Annotated in this window: 11 protein-coding genes; 4 read left to right on the top strand and 7 right to left on the bottom strand. The window is 57.2% G+C overall.

What is annotated here, in order from left to right:
* Window positions 1-6: 6 nt before the first annotated feature.
* The 4 genes from RISK_RS16585 to RISK_RS16570 are packed head-to-tail and all read right to left on the bottom strand — an operon-like array spanning window position 7 to window position 4,488.
* On the bottom strand, window positions 7-1,425 hold the full coding sequence (locus tag RISK_RS16585; protein ID WP_047815439.1) for an MBOAT family O-acyltransferase: 1,419 nt from the start codon (window positions 1,423-1,425) through the stop codon (window positions 7-9).
* Window positions 1,422-2,522: a hypothetical protein gene (locus RISK_RS16580; RefSeq protein WP_047815438.1), complete on the bottom strand. Its 1,101-nt coding sequence runs from the start codon at window positions 2,520-2,522 to the stop codon at window positions 1,422-1,424. Before RISK_RS16580 ends, RISK_RS16585 begins: the two co-directional genes overlap by 4 nt.
* Window positions 2,519-3,496, bottom strand: coding sequence for a CDP-diacylglycerol--serine O-phosphatidyltransferase (pssA, locus tag RISK_RS16575; RefSeq protein ID WP_047815437.1), 978 nt, complete (start codon window positions 3,494-3,496; stop codon window positions 2,519-2,521). Before pssA ends, RISK_RS16580 begins: the two co-directional genes overlap by 4 nt.
* Window positions 3,493-4,488, bottom strand: coding sequence for a phosphatidylserine decarboxylase family protein (locus RISK_RS16570; protein WP_047815436.1), 996 nt, complete (start codon window positions 4,486-4,488; stop codon window positions 3,493-3,495). Before RISK_RS16570 ends, pssA begins: the two co-directional genes overlap by 4 nt.
* Before the next feature lie 123 nt (window positions 4,489-4,611).
* Here RISK_RS16570 and nadB point away from each other — a divergent pair, with 123 nt between their 5' ends.
* Entirely contained in the window at window positions 4,612-6,294 is a 1,683-nt protein-coding gene (gene nadB / locus RISK_RS16565; protein WP_047815435.1) for an L-aspartate oxidase, read from the top strand.
* A 172-nt stretch (window positions 6,295-6,466) separates the two neighbouring features.
* On the opposite strand, the gene RISK_RS16560 is transcribed toward nadB, so the two are convergent.
* On the bottom strand, window positions 6,467-7,978 hold the full coding sequence (locus tag RISK_RS16560; protein ID WP_047815434.1) for an OprO/OprP family phosphate-selective porin: 1,512 nt from the start codon (window positions 7,976-7,978) through the stop codon (window positions 6,467-6,469).
* A 233-nt stretch (window positions 7,979-8,211) separates the two neighbouring features.
* Between RISK_RS16560 and RISK_RS16555 the strand changes: the two genes are divergently transcribed.
* On the top strand, window positions 8,212-10,392 hold the full coding sequence (locus tag RISK_RS16555; RefSeq protein ID WP_047815433.1) for a DUF5722 domain-containing protein: 2,181 nt from the start codon (window positions 8,212-8,214) through the stop codon (window positions 10,390-10,392).
* A gap of 111 nt (window positions 10,393-10,503) precedes the next feature.
* Here the strand turns inward: RISK_RS16555 and RISK_RS32255 are convergent, their stop codons facing one another.
* On the bottom strand, window positions 10,504-10,713 hold the full coding sequence (locus RISK_RS32255; RefSeq protein ID WP_160311458.1) for a hypothetical protein: 210 nt from the start codon (window positions 10,711-10,713) through the stop codon (window positions 10,504-10,506).
* Window positions 10,714-11,687: 974 nt separating this feature from the next.
* On the opposite strand from RISK_RS32255, the gene RISK_RS16540 reads away from it, so the two are divergent.
* On the top strand, window positions 11,688-13,436 hold the full coding sequence (locus RISK_RS16540) for a glycoside hydrolase family 43 protein (protein WP_160311457.1): 1,749 nt from the start codon (window positions 11,688-11,690) through the stop codon (window positions 13,434-13,436).
* A 205-nt stretch (window positions 13,437-13,641) separates the two neighbouring features.
* On the opposite strand, the gene RISK_RS16535 is transcribed toward RISK_RS16540, so the two are convergent.
* Window positions 13,642-15,762: a S9 family peptidase gene (locus tag RISK_RS16535; protein WP_047815431.1), complete on the bottom strand. Its 2,121-nt coding sequence runs from the start codon at window positions 15,760-15,762 to the stop codon at window positions 13,642-13,644.
* Between the two features lie 456 nt (window positions 15,763-16,218).
* On the opposite strand from RISK_RS16535, the gene RISK_RS16530 reads away from it, so the two are divergent.
* Window positions 16,219-16,623 (top strand): ACT domain-containing protein, encoded by a 405-nt coding sequence (locus RISK_RS16530; protein ID WP_047815584.1) that lies wholly within the window; start codon window positions 16,219-16,221, stop codon window positions 16,621-16,623.
* Window positions 16,624-16,766: the final 143 nt, after the last annotated feature.

The raw sequence follows: 16,766 nt of genomic DNA, 5'->3' as shown, positions 1-16,766 counted from the left end.
AAACGGTCAGAACTGAAAGTAAACAAACGGTCGAAAGCCACGCGGAGCGTACAACACCAACGCCCAGATCATCACGGCAGTCGCGACGGGCGTGAACCAACGATCCGCGGGCAATCGCATCCATCGTCGTCCGCGAGTTCGCCAAACCAAGTGCTCCGCCACCATGCATCCGAGCGCCATCAACGGCAGTGGCGGCAACCAAAGAATCGTGCCAGCCTCCGCCCATGTGCCGCCCACCACCCCCAACATCGGCACCGGTGCCGTCAAGCCGATCAATCCGCGATAGATCGCGACCGCGCTCTGAAACGAGCTCGCCCGGAACAAAACCCAGCCAAACAGTACGACACTCATCGTTGCACACCAACCGGCCACTCGCGGCAGGGGCAACCGCTTGGCGCGCGCTACCACCAGGGCCAAACCGTGCCAAACGCCCCAGCAGACAAACGTCAGCGCGGCTCCGTGCCACAACCCACCCAGGGTCATCGTGATCATCAGGTTGCGATTCGTTTGCGAAGCAGGACCGCGAGAACCACCCAGCGGGATGAACAAGTAATCTCGCAACCAGGTGGACAACGTGATGTGCCACCGATGCCAAAACTCACCCACCGAGGTCGAAAGATAAGGGTGGCGAAAGTTGACGGGAAAGCGGTACCCCAACATCTTGGCGATCCCGATCGCCATGTCGCTGTACCCAGAAAAGTCATAGTAAATCTGCCCGGCGTAAGCGAACACAGCCAACCACACGGTCGCGGGATGATACAGCTCCGGTCCCGCGAAAACCCCATCGACGAGATCTGCCAGATGATCCGCGATCAAGACCTTCTTCACCGCACCGCGAAGCAACTGCTGCCCGCCGTTGTACATTCGCTTGGAATTCCACGTGGGGCTCACTGCCAATTGCGGTAACAGATGAGCGGCACGGACAATTGGCCCCGCCACCAATTGCGGAAAGAACGCCACGTACAATGCGAAATCCAACAGATTGTCGGTCGGTGACATCTTCCGGCGATACACATCGATCGTGTAACTGAGCGTTTGAAACGTGAAGAACGAGATCCCCACCGGCAACACAATTGGCAACGTCGACGCGTTCATCCCCAAAGAACGAACAAGCGGTTCAGCGGTCTCAAGGAAGAAGTTGAAGTACTTGAAGAACCCCAGCATCCCAAGGTTGACGATTAAACTGCACACCAACCAACGCTTGCGGGTCGAGTCTTCCTCACTCGCGGCAATTCGTTTCGCGACAAAGAAATCCACCGCGGTCGATAACAGCAACAAGCCGCAGAAACGAACGTCCCAGTACGCGTAGAAGTAGTAGCTCGCCAGCAACAACAGACCATTGCGAGCCACACGTCCACGCAGCATCCACGCGATGGAAACGACAACTGCCAAAAAGCAGAGAAACTCGAGTTGCGTGAAATTCACTCGGGGCCTCCAGCGTTCACCAGCGAGCGGTCACCACGTGGAAATGCCTTCCAACGCTTCGCGAATTCGCGGGCGATCAATCGATAGCCAACTGGATTGAGGTGCCCGTTCCCAATCCGTCCGTTCTGGAATCCGTGAGGGAAGACACCGCGTCGCACGGATTCGCGAAACGCAGGCCGACAATCAATGACCTGGATGGATTGTTCCGCCGCATGTTGCTGGACAATTCCCCAAAGAAGGTCGTCCGGATCTTCCCAACGCAACCTTCCGTCCATGACCACTGGGCAACGCGGTGCGTAAACGATCCACAGCGGTTTCGTCGTCGCATCTCGCAGCGAGACCAAACTGTCCGGGATCCAGCGTTCCGCAGCAGCTCGATCGACCTGGTCTTCCAAGGTGATCCGCGTTGGTTCCTCCAAACAACGAATTGGCCCCAGGCCAAACCGCAGTCGTCGCGGAGCCAGTGTGTCCGGATCGGTGACCAGATTCCGGCCCGCATGCAGGACGAAGTCTGGAACCCAGCGTGTCACTTGGTTCATCCTTGCGATCTGGGACGAATCCACTGGTGCCCTGCCCCCGGGCGTCTCCTGCCGGCCCATCATGTCCACCATCTCGCAAAGCAGAATGACGTGTTCATCCACTGCGAACCCCGCTTCGCTCAGCGGCAACTCAGCGGTCCAGTCAGCCACGTCATCACCGCTGCTTGCCAACGGCAGGACCTGCACCGGCGAGCGTGCCAACTCATCCCGACCGGATTGATATCGCAGGTCCAATTGAAGCTGTTGCCACAACTTTTCTGGATCAGGGACGCAAACCCCTTCGGCTTGCGAGTCTCCCCAGAGAGCAATCACGGTTGCTCGTGGCGACTGCGAATCCGTTGCCACAGGCAAGTTGGTTCGCCCCATCATCCCATGCGGACCGATCGCAGTCGTCGCATAGCCCTCGGCTCGCCAGCGATACGATTCGCCAGGGCTCAGCAACACTCGCTGTCGAACCTCATCGTACTGACGCGGCACATAGCTGCGCACGAACCATGGCGATGTTGCTGCGATGATCAGGGTGCCCAGCGACAGACCGATCAACCAACGGACGATCATCCGCCTTCAGCCGACGACGGAGAAGGAGAGCTCGTTGACGAAGAACCCGGAGGCGACTGCTTGCGTTGCAACAAAGACCGAATCGGCGACGTGAAGGCGAAGTAGCAGAACACCACCGGAAGCGCGACCCAGTGCAACAACAAAATTCCAACGACCGCAAAGAGAGCTTGTCCAATTTGATGCGGCGCTCGTCGTCCCCGAACCAATTGCGCGAACACGTGGGGATACTCGTAACGAGACACCATCAGGAACGCCAGCACCAACGCCAAGGTTGGAATCACGTAGTGCGACGCATCCAACGCGATGCCCGCTAACGAATGGATCCATTCGGGATAGCTTTCCCCCACTGCGAAATCAGCCAGGTCTGGGATCGCGATCGCAAAGGCGGCGATCGTTCCGGCCGCGGCGGGGGAAGGCAATCCTTCGAATCCCTCGTGGTCGTCGTCTTCTGGGGTTTCCACGTTGAAGCGAGCCAACCGAATCAACACACAAAGTGCGAACAGAACGCCAATGCCCCAAGTCAAACGTTGCAGCAACACGTCACTGATCCGCCAGACGATGACCGCTGGTGCGACACCAAACGTCACCGCATCGCACAGAGAATCCAACTCCGCGCCAAACCGGCTGGCCTGACCGGTCAATCTCGCCGCTGACCCGTCCAAGGCGTCAAACAACATGCCGCCAAAGATCAGCAAACCGGCCGCAAAGAGTTTGGACTCGGGGGTCCAATCCAACGTTCCCGTGCTGACCGCGATCGCAATCGCCGCCAATCCACAAACGCCATTGCCCAGCGTCAACAACGTGGGCAACACCGCCAGGGTCAACCGCCGACGTTTGCCGGAGCGACGTTTGCGGCGACGTCCAAATTTCGAACGATCCACAAACTCATCTTCTTGGATGAGGTCGGATTCGTCGTCGACGCTGTCGTCGTCCAGGAAGGGAGGTCGTGGTTTCAGTTCGCTCATTTCGATCAACCTTGTTGATAACGGGCGAACACAGTCGAGCCGGCACTCACCTTTTCACCGACTTGAGCCACGATCTCGAGGGCTTCGTCGCGAGGGATCACCAACTCGGTTCGCGAACCCAGTTTAATCATTCCGAATATTTCTCCGCGTTGCAAAACATCGCCCACGCGAGCCCAGCAGACAATTCTTCGCGCGAATTGACCAGTGACCTGCCGAATCCGGACAATTCGGCCGCCAATTTCAGGACATTCCAACTCCACGTCCATGTTTTCGTTTTCTTTGGACGATTCGGAACGCCACAAATTCAAAAATTTCCCCGGGCGGTATCGAACCCGCACGACTTTGCCCGGCATCGCAATTCGATTGGCATGCACATTGAAAATCGACAAGAAGATTCGAAAACGGATCGCCGCCCCTATGATTGGGTCATCGACTTCGGCAATCTCAACCAGTTTGCCGTCCGCGGGGGACACCACCGTGCCAAACGTGTCCGGAACTTTGCGGCGCGGATTCCGAAAGTACCACGCCACCAGGCAAGCGACGGCCAGGAACGGCACGGACAGGGGCCACCAGAACCACCCGAAAAGAACGGCCAGGACAAGCGAAGCGGAGGTCAGCACGATCATCTCGGCTAACCCAACCCGTACAAACGGGAGCGACTCCCGCCAGAGAAACGGGTCATCGGCATCTGCCCACCAATAACTGTCTTGGTTGCGATAGTATTTCATGTCTCGCGAATCCACCGGATCGAACGGCAACTCGCCGCGATGCCCCTGGCGACGATCTCGCATTTTGGCCACGTACTTGGGACGGACCGCTCTCAGCCATGCTCGCCGGACTCTCCCCCATGCCAACTCGACCGACATCACCACGCCGCCACCGGGCTGGATCGATTTCAACGATGGATCCATGGCAGGTACTTCCGATGCGAGCGCATCCGTGGTCAGCGGATTCGGGTCGTCGAGCGGGATGGAAGCGTTGGAGGTCAAAAAGCTGGCCATGGATTCAATATGAAAGCCAAAACGACGGCTTGGCAGGGGGCCGGTCAGCAGGAAGCGTACTGGTTACACTGTGAAATTGTCGAGAACACTCGCGCTCGAATTTGTTAACACGATGGATGGACGATGATCACTCCCCGGTATCTTTTGCCTTTTGATTCGCGAAGAGCCCTTCATCGTTTCACAGATGTGTTGGTCATCGGAGGTGGTTTGGCAGGCCTGCGGGCAGCCAACGCGGTGGAACCGAACCTTTCCGTTTTGGTCGTCACCAAAGACGAACTGCGAGAATCCAACAGCAACTACGCTCAAGGCGGCATCGCCGGGGTCTTGGATCCCGAAGATTGCTTTGATGATCATATCCGAGACACGCTGATCGCGGGTGGAAACCTTTGCGATCCCGCTGTGGTGGCGCGTGTCATCCACGAGGGGCCCCGCCGAATCGAAGAACTGATTCACTGGGGCACCCAGTTCGACAAACGCGAAGGTGAATTGGCTCTTGGCCGGGAAGGCGGCCACAGCCACGAACGCATCGTCCACGCGATGGGCGACGCGACCGGCCGCGAAGTCATGCGGGCCGTGATCGCTCGTTCGCGGGAAGCCGCCAACATCGACATTTGGGAAAACGCGTTCACCGTCGATTTGCTCAGCCAAGAAGGTCGCTGCCACGGAGCGATCGTGGTCACCCCCGACGGTCGTCCCACAATGGTCTGGGCCAAGGAAACAATTCTTTGCACCGGCGGCGTCGGCCAAGTCTACCGGGAATCGACCAACCCGCCCGTCGCCACCGGGGATGGCACCTCATTGGCTTACCGGGCCGGTGTCCAATTGCGGGACATGGAATTCATTCAATTTCACCCGACGGTCCTCTACATCGCTGGTTCCTCGCGGTCGCTGATCACCGAGGCCCTGCGTGGCGATGGGGCGTACTTGCGAGACGCGACCGGACATCGATTCATGCCCGACTACGACTCTCGCGGCGAACTGGCACCGCGGGATGTGGTCAGCCAATCGATCGTCAACCAAATGAACGAAACCGCGCACCCCTGCGTGTACTTGGACCTGTCGCATCTCAACGCGGAACACGTTCGCACTCGTTTTCCCGGCATCGCGGAAACTTGTGGCAAGTTTGGCTTGGACATCGCGACCGACCGCATCCCCGTTCGCCCTGGCGCTCACTACATGATTGGTGGCGTTCGAGTCGACATGCTGGGGCGAACCAGTCTGCCTGGATTGTGGGCCGCAGGCGAAGCCACCAGCTCCGGTTTGCACGGTGCCAACCGTCTCGCCAGCAACAGTTTGCTGGAAGGGTTGGTCTACGGGGCACACGCCGGAGAAGCGGCCAGTCGATCGGCCGCGGAAGGGCCGCACAAGATGGTCGCCCGTCGCATTCAACATGCCGACCACACACTCAGTGAATCGTTCGACATCGCCGACGTTCGCGTCTCCCTAAAAAGCCTGATGGGCCGGTTGGTCGGTGTACAACGCGACGCCGAAGGGTTGCGGCAGGCCGACAGCCAAATCCGATCGCTTGCGGCTTACGTGATGCGGCATCAATTCGACAAAGTGGAAGGCTGGGAACTCCAAAACTTGTTGCTGACCGCCCACTGCATGGCATCCTCGGCACTGGCACGGACCGAGTCACGTGGCGTTCATCTCCGCAGCGACTTCCCCGAACCCGATGACGAGAACTGGCGTTGCCACCTCAGCGTGCAAGTCGATGTGGACGGTGGCATGCCCCAAAAAGGCGAACCGATGACCTCGCCCGTGATCACACGCGAATCGACGCAAGCAAACTCGACCGCCGATTGAAATATGCCGACTTGAATTGGTTCTCTCTCAGTCCCGCTACCTCACTCTAAGCAGGTACGCAGGAATGATTGAGTTTCGCCTTGTGAGCCGTTTGGGCGTTAGCCCCGGTTTTGCGTGGGAACCGTGGCTAACGCCAAACGGCTCACATACCCGATGACACCTGCGTACCTGCTTAGAAATCCAGGTGGGCTCGCATTGCAAAGATGCTCGCGTCGCTGTCGCCATTAACCGGACTGTCCAACATCGCATGGATGTAGTTCAGTTGGAACTTGGTGTGTGGGTTCCAGTGCCAATTCACTCCTGCGGTGATGTCGCTCAACCGTCCGCCTTGCACATTCGCATCGTTGAAGTCGAGATAGGAATACCGAACGGCCAATTCCCATGCCCCGATGCCGCCGTCTTTGCCGACGCTGCCATTGGGAATGACATCGCCGAAGACTCCGTTCTTCTTGTCATACGAACGCTGTTCACCGGTCAAGAAGTAGCCTGCGTACGCGTAGGCACCCGGCAGTGCGACCGTCGGCTCGCCAATCTGATCCACCACGCTGACCAGATACTCCGACTGGGCATAGAACGAACCCGCCGAAGCCGCGAGTTCCGCTCCAAACAGATGGGTGTGCTCCGCGTCGATGATCCCCGTGTCAACGAAGAACGGTGTGTTCACAGCCACCGCCGCGGGCACTCCGCCACCGGTTTCGCTGACAAACACTTCGGGCTGGCTGCGGTATTGAAACAGATCGTTCGAAGGATCTATGAAACTGTAGGCACCTCCAACGTGGAAGCGAACGTTGCCCGGTTCACGATCCACCAGCAACCCAGTCAAACGGGCGGCTGTTCCATAGCCACCGTTCTCGCCGACGCTGCCGCCGTAAACATCCGTCGGAAAGCGAAAACCGCTAACGGCCCAAGTCATCAACTCGTCCGACGATGTACCGTAAAGAACTGCTCCCACCTGACGAAACGGGATCAACGCAAATGGCAGCGAGCGTTCCATGAACGTGAGCTCTTTGACGCTGGTCAATCCTTCCATTCCGATCGGTTGTCGAAACTGGCCGACTCGCAGATTGCCATCCCCAACCACATCCTCCAAGTCGACCCACACGTCCATGAAGCTCGGGCGTCCGGGAAATCCGAAGTCCATCTCAAGCGAGTAGGCAACGTTGTCCCAAACGTTCCCAACCGCGGCCAAACGAGCTCGCCGAAAGTCGGAGCCATCTTCCGCATCCCCCACCGCTGCAATGTTTCGCTCGCTTTGATGGAACCAAGCGGTATCGGCTTGGAAGAATCCGGTCAGCCGCGCGGTGGGATACTTGCTCGACGCAGGGGGAGTGCAAGAAGTTGCAGGAGACTCCTCCGCAAAAACAAAAACCGGCTCCTGCGAAATCTTCGACGCTTGCTTCAGTTCATCGATCTGGGCCTGCAAGCGTGCCAACTCCTGTGACACGTCATCCGAACGTTTGTCAGCGTTTCCCGCAATCGACTCCTCCGACACTGTCTGCCCCAGTGGAACCTCAACGGGTGACTGCGAGACAATTCCGCTTCCCAAAATCAGGGGTTCCTGGGCGTTGGTCACCGTCGTCTGAAGACCAACCAGTGTCCACGTGATCATCACCATTCGCAGACTGATTCCGCGGAATTCTGTTTGCCGCGTTCGAAGTCGTTTCCCGATTGCTCGCCCAGTCATCCATCCGCCTTTGTTTGGAAGTCATTCCTTGTGATGCAAGCCTTGCGTCCCGGATGACCGGCCCACAAGAATTGATCCTTCGTATCGCTCCGATGATCAAAATCGACACGTCTACCAAGCGGATGTAGACCGACGCGGCGAACCGTTACAATCGGACCAAATGCAACTCCCCGCTGGCGGCCTCCCCCTCCTTCGTCGCTGAGCCCCCTCCCCACCAAACAACCCCCCTTCGAATGAATCTGTTTTCCGATTGGTTTGCTCTCCGACGCACTTGTTTCACGCCCTCCGCGCGGGACGTTCTGCCGGTTCTCGCGATCTTAGCTTTGATCCCCCTTTTCAATTCGCTCGCGACCGCTCAATCCCCCTCCACCATCGCGCCGCGATCGATCCAGCTTTCCAGTGAACAGACGCAACTCAAGCACTTGAAAATGGAACCGGCGGAAGACGCGATCGCGTTCCGAACCACTGGCAACGATCCATTCATTGCCTTTCAGATCCCGCCGACACCCGCGAACGAACGACGTTGGATTCTGGCGATGGAAGTGTTTTGCCCGCAGGGCATCCGAAACATGCAACTGTTCTACGGACAACCATGGACAGAAAAACGCCGCGTCGACCTGCCGCATTTGAATCGCGCGGAAGGCTGGACGACGTACACCTGCGACCTGTCCCTGGGCCAACAGTTTCTGCGAGAAGACCAACCGCTTTGGCTGCGACTCGATTTCGGAACCGAAGCCAACAAGCGGTTTCGAATCCGAAATGTTGTTCTGCGTCTCGAAAACGATTTCGAGAGACGACAAAACCAGGAACAACAGGAACGAGTCAAGCGATTGGAACGACTGGACGAACAGATCGCCTCGTACTATCAGACGCAATTCCCGCTTGAAATCACGCGGGTGGAACACACTGCCGACGCGATCCTCGTCGCGGGAAAAGCGGTCGGCCAACTCTCAACGGCCAACCTCAGTTTGATCGCGCGCGGGTTGACCGAAATTTCCGCGGTTCCGGCCAAGGTGAACTCGAAAACCTTCTTTCGCCCCGTCCGGATTGACGCAGACGGAACCTTCATCGTCCGCATCCCGGCCGACCAAGAATCGAAGCTGCGTGACACGGGCGTTCGATGGCAAGTCGTTTCAATTTCGAGCCAACTGGACCCCGAAGGCAATCGATCCGCAACGCCGTTTTCCGCCGTGCATCACGTCGATCGCTACGATGCGGCCGAGGCCAAAGAGCTTTCTCCAACACCAAAGCTGCGTGCCGCCAAAGGCATGACCTGCCTTGCCGAGCTCGCACCGGAACATGTCGAGGAACTCGGACTGGCTCACGGTTCGGTCAATCTGGTCTTGAGCCATTTGGTTTCACCGACACCACGTCGCGGGTTTCAGGCCACGCAGGTCCGCGGGCGAGAACGATACGTCAACCAAGCCGCCATGCGGCACCTCGATCACCGTGTGCAAAAGGGACGCGACGCTGGTTTGGTGATGGCGGCCATTCTGCTGATTCCCAATTCGCGAACCAAGTCGACCGATGACTTGCCCAGCTTGGAACATCCCAATGCCGACCCCGCTGGCACGTACACGATGCCGAACTTGGTCGACGAAGCGTCCGCCCAACTGTACGCCGACACGCTGGACTTCCTCGCTGAACGCTACAGCGAAGGCAACCTCCGAATCGATCACTGGATCGTCCACAATGAAATCGACGCCGGTTGGCAATGGACCAACATGGGCGAGGTTCCCATGCACGTCTATCTCGACCACTACTTTCGCTCCATGCGGATGGTCGACGCCGCAACTCGACGGGTCAATCCTCACGCTCGCACGTTCATTTCGTTGACGCATCATTGGAACCTGGAAGATCCTCCGCATTGGCGTTGGTACGCGTCCAAAGACATCATGCAGGCGCTCGTTCGACACGGTGAAGTCGAAGGCAACTTCCCGTGGGGATTGGCTCATCATCCCTACCCCGAAAGCCTGTGGGAATCCGACACCTGGAACGACAACGTTGAATTCACACTCGATGCCAGCATGTTCACGCTCAAGAACTGGCAGGTGCTGGACGACTGGTTGCACACCGAACGTTTGCGAGATCCCGAGGGCAAGGTGCGTGCGGTGTTGCTCAGCGAGCAAGGCTTCCACGCGTCCGAGACTGATCCACAAGCGTTAGAACAACAAGCCGCCGCGGTGTTCTACACCTTTGAACAAATTCGCAAGTGCAAGTCCATTCTTGCATTCGACTACCATCGCCCCGTGGACTCCCGTGCCGAAGGTGGCCTGCACTTGGGACTGCGTGGACTCGGTTCGCCCGAGCAACCACGCGGTGCCCCCAAACCAGCCTGGGATGCTTACAAGTCGATCGGAACCTCAACCGAATCGAACCTCCGCACCCACTACGAATCTCATTGGAAACAATGAACGACACCATGACTGCACCATCCGGAGATGGGCAGTGGCACCAATTCGTCGCGTCCAACAACAGATCCATCCCCTTCCATCTCCCTGGTAGCCGATCATGGAACTCACTGCTCATTCGATTCCCAAACGCCGCCAAACCAAAAGCCTGGCACTTGAATCCTTGATCAGCACCGTCGCGATGCTCTCGATCCTCTTCGGAGTGATCGCCGCCGTCGCCGTACTGATCTTCGTCGGTTTTCCTGCCATCGTCACGTCGCGTTCCATCAGCGCTGGCCAGGGGTGATGGAAGTTTCCGGTGGTGCGCTGCGTTGCAGCGACCATCGGCTACCGTCTGACATCCCTCCCGGGATGAAGAAGGACAAAAGCCGGAAGACGAGTTGCATCTGCTAAGCAGGTCGGCAGGAATGATCGGGCATAATCATGTGAGCCGTTTGGGCGTTAGCCCCGGTTGTACGTGGGAGCAACGACGCTTGCCAAACCAATTTAGAAGCCGAAAGACTCATAGTGGTCTGTCACGACTTATTCTTAGGGTCGTGGACGAGGCGACGAGTCCTGAACTGGCGTCAAATCCAAGGACTCGTCGCCTCGTCCACTACGATCACCCCGCACGATTAGCTGTAACAGACCACTAACGACCTGCTTACCAACCAAATTCACTAGACTTCTGCCAAGCATGCGAACGGAGTCAGCCTTCCACCGCGGAGCGTCATTCCGCTTCCGGGATCCAACAGAGTCCGCCAGCAACGATCTTGCAAACCGCCTTTGTTCGAGTTTTGATAGTCAATCTGAGCCACTGTGACTGACAACCCTTACGCACCACCGACGGAAACCGAAACAGTGCGTCCACTGAGTCACGGTGTGAATTCAGAATTCCGAAGGGGACCGGCGTGGTACATCATTTTCTCCGCAGTGGCTGGTGCGTTTGCATCCGTTCCCTTGCTGACTCACGTTCCTGCAATTGGGCTCGCCACACTTTTGATTGGGTGCGTCGTCGGTGGGCTGATCTTCCGGATTCGTTCTCGGAATTGGCCTCATGATCCAAGTGTGCGTTCCCGTCAGATGCTCTACTCGTTGATCGCCATCTGTTTTCCTCCCATGGGATTGTTTCTTTTGGCTGGGCCCAACGTTCAAGGAATTGGCATCATTCTTCTCGGGGCACTCGTCGGTGCATTCATCGCGTGCGGAATCTTCGTCAGCGGCACCAAGCGTTTCTCCCTTGTCGACACTTCCAATCGCACTTGAAGCTCCCGCCTTTCACCTCCCCACCTCATTGCTGCAACCTGTTGATCATGAAAATGAACTCCGACTTTTTGGATCTGTTCGCACGATCATTCCGTCTCCCTCTGCTCGTCACCCTGGCGTTTTCATCGGTCGCATCTGCTGATTCCCCGAACAGTCCGCCGCCCGTGACAGCGATGCTCGAACAGACCGAATCATCCATCGACGCACGTTTTCGTCAGTGGGGTGACCTGGGCAACGGAACTTATGCCAACCCGATTCTCAATGGCGATTTTGCGGACAGCGACGTCGAACGCGATGAAGCCAATGATCGCTGGGTCATGATCACGTCGACGAATCACTACTCGCCTGGGATGACCCTCTTGGAATCGAAAGATCTGGTGAATTGGCAGTACACCGGGCATGCCATCCCCACAATCACTTGGGAACCGTCATACAACTGGGACCAAATGAACGGTTACCGGTTCGGGTGCTGGGCTGGCGATCTGGTCCAACACAACGGTGAATGGCTGTGCTACCAAATCGATTTTCAATCAGGCCTCTACCTGACCCGAGCCAATGACCTTGCCGGTCCTTGGACGGAGCCCGTCTGTCTCCTCAAGCGAAAGCACTGGACCGATCCCGCGGTTTACTTTGACAACGAAAAACAGGAGGCCTGGTTGGTTTGCAATTGGGGCAAAGGATCCCCGCCGCGTCCGGACCAACCCCATGAGATCAAACTCTTCCGCCTGTCCTGGGATGGTTCTGAATTGCTCGACGAAGGCACGACCATCTTCTCAGGAACCGCCGTCGAAGCCGCCAAGATCCGACGCTTCGACAATCAGTGGTACATCATGCTGATTGAGTGGCAAGGCGAAGGTGCAAGCCGCGATCGCAAGCAACTTTGTCTTCGATCACAAACTGATTCCTTGCAAGGCCCCTACGAATCGCGTGTGGTGATGGAACGAGAAACGGACTCCGATCGATCGGCCTGCCAAGGTTCCTTGATCGAAGCCCCGGATGGCAGATGGTGGTTCATGCATCAGCTCGTTCAAAACGGAACACCCGTCTTTCACGGACGCCCTCAGTGTTTGCAACCCGTCACTTGGAAAGAGGGATGGCCAATCATTGGCGAGGACATCGACGGTGATGGGATCGGCGAGCCCGTTTGGGTTCACAACAAGCCCATCCCAAGCGAGCACGCTCGTCCGCTTCAGACATCCGATGAATTCGATGGCCAGCAAATCGGTCCGCAATGGAATTGGAACCACGAACCACGTCGCGAACGGTTTTCACTTTCAGCTCGGCCGGGCTATTTGCGTCTGCACGCCTCCCAACCCGTCACGGTGGATCGCGGCCGACTGAAAGGAGCGTTCTGGGGAGCGTCCAACACGCTTTCCCAGCGCCATCTCGGCGTCGCTAAAACGACCGCCACGACCAAGCTGGATTTACGCGGCATGACCTGGGGCACACGGGCTGGTTTCTGTCACCATTCCGGCCGCTATGCTTTGTTCGGCGTTCAGAGGCAAAAGGATGGCACGACGCAGCTCTTCTTCAACCACAACGGCAAGTTGGACACCGGGCCAACGGTCCCTGGCACAGATCTCTATCTACGAAGCACGACCGATGGTGATGAAGCGGACTTCGCGTGGAGTCTCGATGGAGAGTCCTGGATCACAACGCCTTGGAACTACACGCTGAACTTCGGGAACTGGCGTGGCAATCGTCCCGGTGTGTTCTGTTGGAACAACCGAACCGACGACGTTTCCGAAAGCGGTTGGGTCGACATCGACTGGTTCCACTACGAAACAGGATCAAAACCGTAGCCAAACTTTCCCGGGTGAGAGCGGGAACCGTGGCGAACGCCGAACAGTTCCCACTCGAAGAGACCTAAACCTACCGGCCTCGTGGTCTGTCAGGACTTGTTTTTAGGGTAGTGGACGAGGCCACGAGTCCTGAACTGGCGTCAAATCCAAGGACTCGTGGCCTCGTCCACTACGATCACCCCTCACTTTTAGCTGTGACAGACCACTAGTTCGATTCCACCGGCATCGGCCCGGGTGTCAGGTTCTCGAGCAAGTACCGCGTGATCAACATTCGGACATGCACTTCAGAACCTTTGCCTTCACGCAGCCCATGGTCTCGGTTGGGGTAGACCATGTAATCAAAAGGCTTGCCCAGTTCGATCAACCGATCGACCAAACCTTCGATGATCTGAATGTGCGTGTTGGTTTCGCCTGATCCTGTGACAATCAGCAACTTGCCCTTCAACCCGTCTGCAAATCCCAAGGGAGCCGAACGAGCGTATCCGTCGGCGTTGACTTCCGGAGTCCGCATGTAGATCTCTTGGAACCAAGCGTTGTAGAGATGCGGTTGTGGCTTGGGCACGACAGCGATCCCGAGATGATAAACATCGGGTTTTCGAAACAATGCGTTCAGTGTGTTCGAACCACCGCCACTCCAACCCCAGATCCCGACCCGCGACAGATCCACATACGATCGCGTGCGTCCCAGTTCCTGAATCGCGGCAGCTTGTTCTTCGGTCGAGAGTGGTCCCAAGCTACCGAAGATGCTTCGTCGCCACGCTGCGCCTTTGGGGCAAGGCGTCCCGCGATTGTCGATCGATACAGTGATGTACCCCAGGTCCGCAATCGTGCGGAGAAAATCGATTTGAGCGGCTCCCCAACGATCGAGCACTGTCTGGAGATAGGGCTCGCCATAGACATAGACAAACACCGGGTAACGTTTCGACTCATCAAAGTCACTGGGTTTGGTCACACTCGCATCAACGGTCACATCCTCAGACAGCTTCAACTGGACGAATTCGGTGGCTCGCGTGATTGTCTTTTGGGCAAGCTTCTGCAGTTCTTGGTTGTCTTCCAGGATCCGGATCGAGCGATGTTCTGGAATCGAAACCAACTCAACCACCGGAGGCGTGTTCACGGTTGAATAGGTATGAAAAGCCCATTTGCGATCCGGCGAAAACTGATACTCATGCCATCCAGGCTGGTCCCCCGGCGTGATCTTTTCAAGCGTTCCTGATCCATCCAGAGGAACACGGTGCAGATACCGTTGCGTGCCGTTTTCAGGCGACGCATAGAAGTAGTACCAACCGTTTGCTTCGTCGACGACATCGCCCGGTTCCGCACGATCGATGATGTCGTACTCACCCGGTGTCAGAATCTGAATGTCTGTTCCGTCGCGTGCGATCGTGAAGGCCTGCCGCCAACCGTCCTTTTCACTCAGGAAGAGGAACCGTTTGCCTCCATCAAGCCACGTGATGCCCGAGTTGATCCCGTGGCTTCCAACCGCCCACGCGTCATTGGTTTCTTCAAAAAGGGTGGACACCGACCCGTCCACTTTGGCCAATAGAAACTCGCGTTTGTCACGGAAACGACTGAGTCGCTCGACCAGAACTTCGTCCGAGTTCCCTGCCCATGAAACTTCACCGAAGTAGCCACCTTCCTCAGGGAAGGCAATTGGCAACCAGGTCACTGAACCAGCGTCATCGCCGTCCACACTGACCACGCCCACTCTCAACTCTGGAATTTTGGTTCCGACGCGAGCGAAACGTGTTTTGCTGACACTGGGATAAGAAGGGTCATCCGGAACGAGGACATTGCGAAATTGGACATCATTGGAGTTGGCTTCGACGAAAAGAATTCGCTTGCCATCAGGGCTCCAGCTCGGATCTTGATAGGAGATGTCACCGGACTTGGATGGTTCCAACAAAGGACGTGACTCCCCGCTTCCCAGGTCGCGAATCACCCAGCTTCGACGCTGCTTCTTCAGCAGACTGCGTCCATCGGGTGACAGCAAGGGATCACGCTCGGCGATCTCGACATCCGGCGATGCAACCGTGCGTTCCCCTGACTCCACGCTGTAGATGGCTCGGACGGATTCTCCGGAATCGGCGTCCTTCTCGGGAATCACAAAACCCGTGCTGTCTCCCAACCAGTTTGCCTCGAAACGCTTGGGACGCATCTCACCTTTGGCGTAGATGCCTTCCAATCGAGGCCGAGACCTTTCGAGCAACTCGGCCGGGCTGATCGATTGCGAGACGGCCGATTGAGCCAGTGCGGCATTCATGTTCAATGAGAACGCGAATGCCGCGACCGACAACTGAGTGACAACCTTCAGACATGGGTGCATCAATTTTGCTCTTCAGTGGTTGTCGCGTGACGATTTCTTGACCGGACACAGATCATCAACCACAACGCGGTTGTGCAAAATCCGATCGCAGTTTCGCCAAGAGGCGACGCAGGGGAAGTGTGGCGGGGAGATAGCAGGTCAACAAAGGGGGACCACAAGAGAGTAAACGAAACGCTCCCGTCCATTTCTCCTTCCGAACTTTTTCAAGCTCCATTTGTTTCAGATTTCCAGTGGACGCGAATAGTGGCAAATGATCTGCCCCATGCATCCAGGGGTTTTGGTCCTGCAATGACCAACGAACAAACCAAAGCAGGGTGCCAAGACTCCCCCTCCACCTTGTCCTTAGGTCCCGTTCCAAACGATCCCTTGCTATCCTCGCTCGGCGTGTTCGCTGCGAACACCGAGGGGTTCAACGCCTCAGCGACATTGAACGAAACCATCCTGGAGGGAACGTCTATGACTGGGATCACCGACTTGCCAACCCTGCTTGGCTCTTTGCATCCCCTGATGTCCGAACATGAATTTGTATTCGTGACCCAACCTGGAAAATGCATCGCTGACGCCGCTGACCTGCACCCCATCGCCGCGTTCGAAGAGCAGGAGGGTTTGACGCTGGTGCTGCGAAGGGAACAAGCGGACGTCGCGGGAGAACAGTACCAAGCCGTCTTTCGAATGATCACGCTGCAAGTGCATTCCAGTCTCGAGGCAGTGGGGCTGACGGCCGCCATCGCCAAGGCTCTTTCTGATCGAGGGATCAGCGCCAATGTGATGGCGGCATTCTTTCACGATCACGTCTTTGTCCCCTCCGATCGTGCTCAAGATGCCATGAAAGCTCTCGCAGGACTCGCCCCCCCAAGGTAGCCCACCCTTGTACCCAGGCTCCCGCCTGGGCACACACTGCGTCTGAGGCTCCCGCCTCACGATCACCCAACCGACAGGCAGAGCCTGCAAGGCACCGCGTTCCCAGGCCGGAGCCTGGGAACGAGCTGGCAACAACCTTGACC

This window comes from Rhodopirellula islandica (genome assembly GCF_001027925.1).
Taxonomy (GTDB): domain Bacteria; phylum Planctomycetota; class Planctomycetia; order Pirellulales; family Pirellulaceae; genus Rhodopirellula; species Rhodopirellula islandica.
Note: the sequence above shows the minus strand (reverse complement) of the source record. Positions and strands in the feature narration are given on the sequence as shown.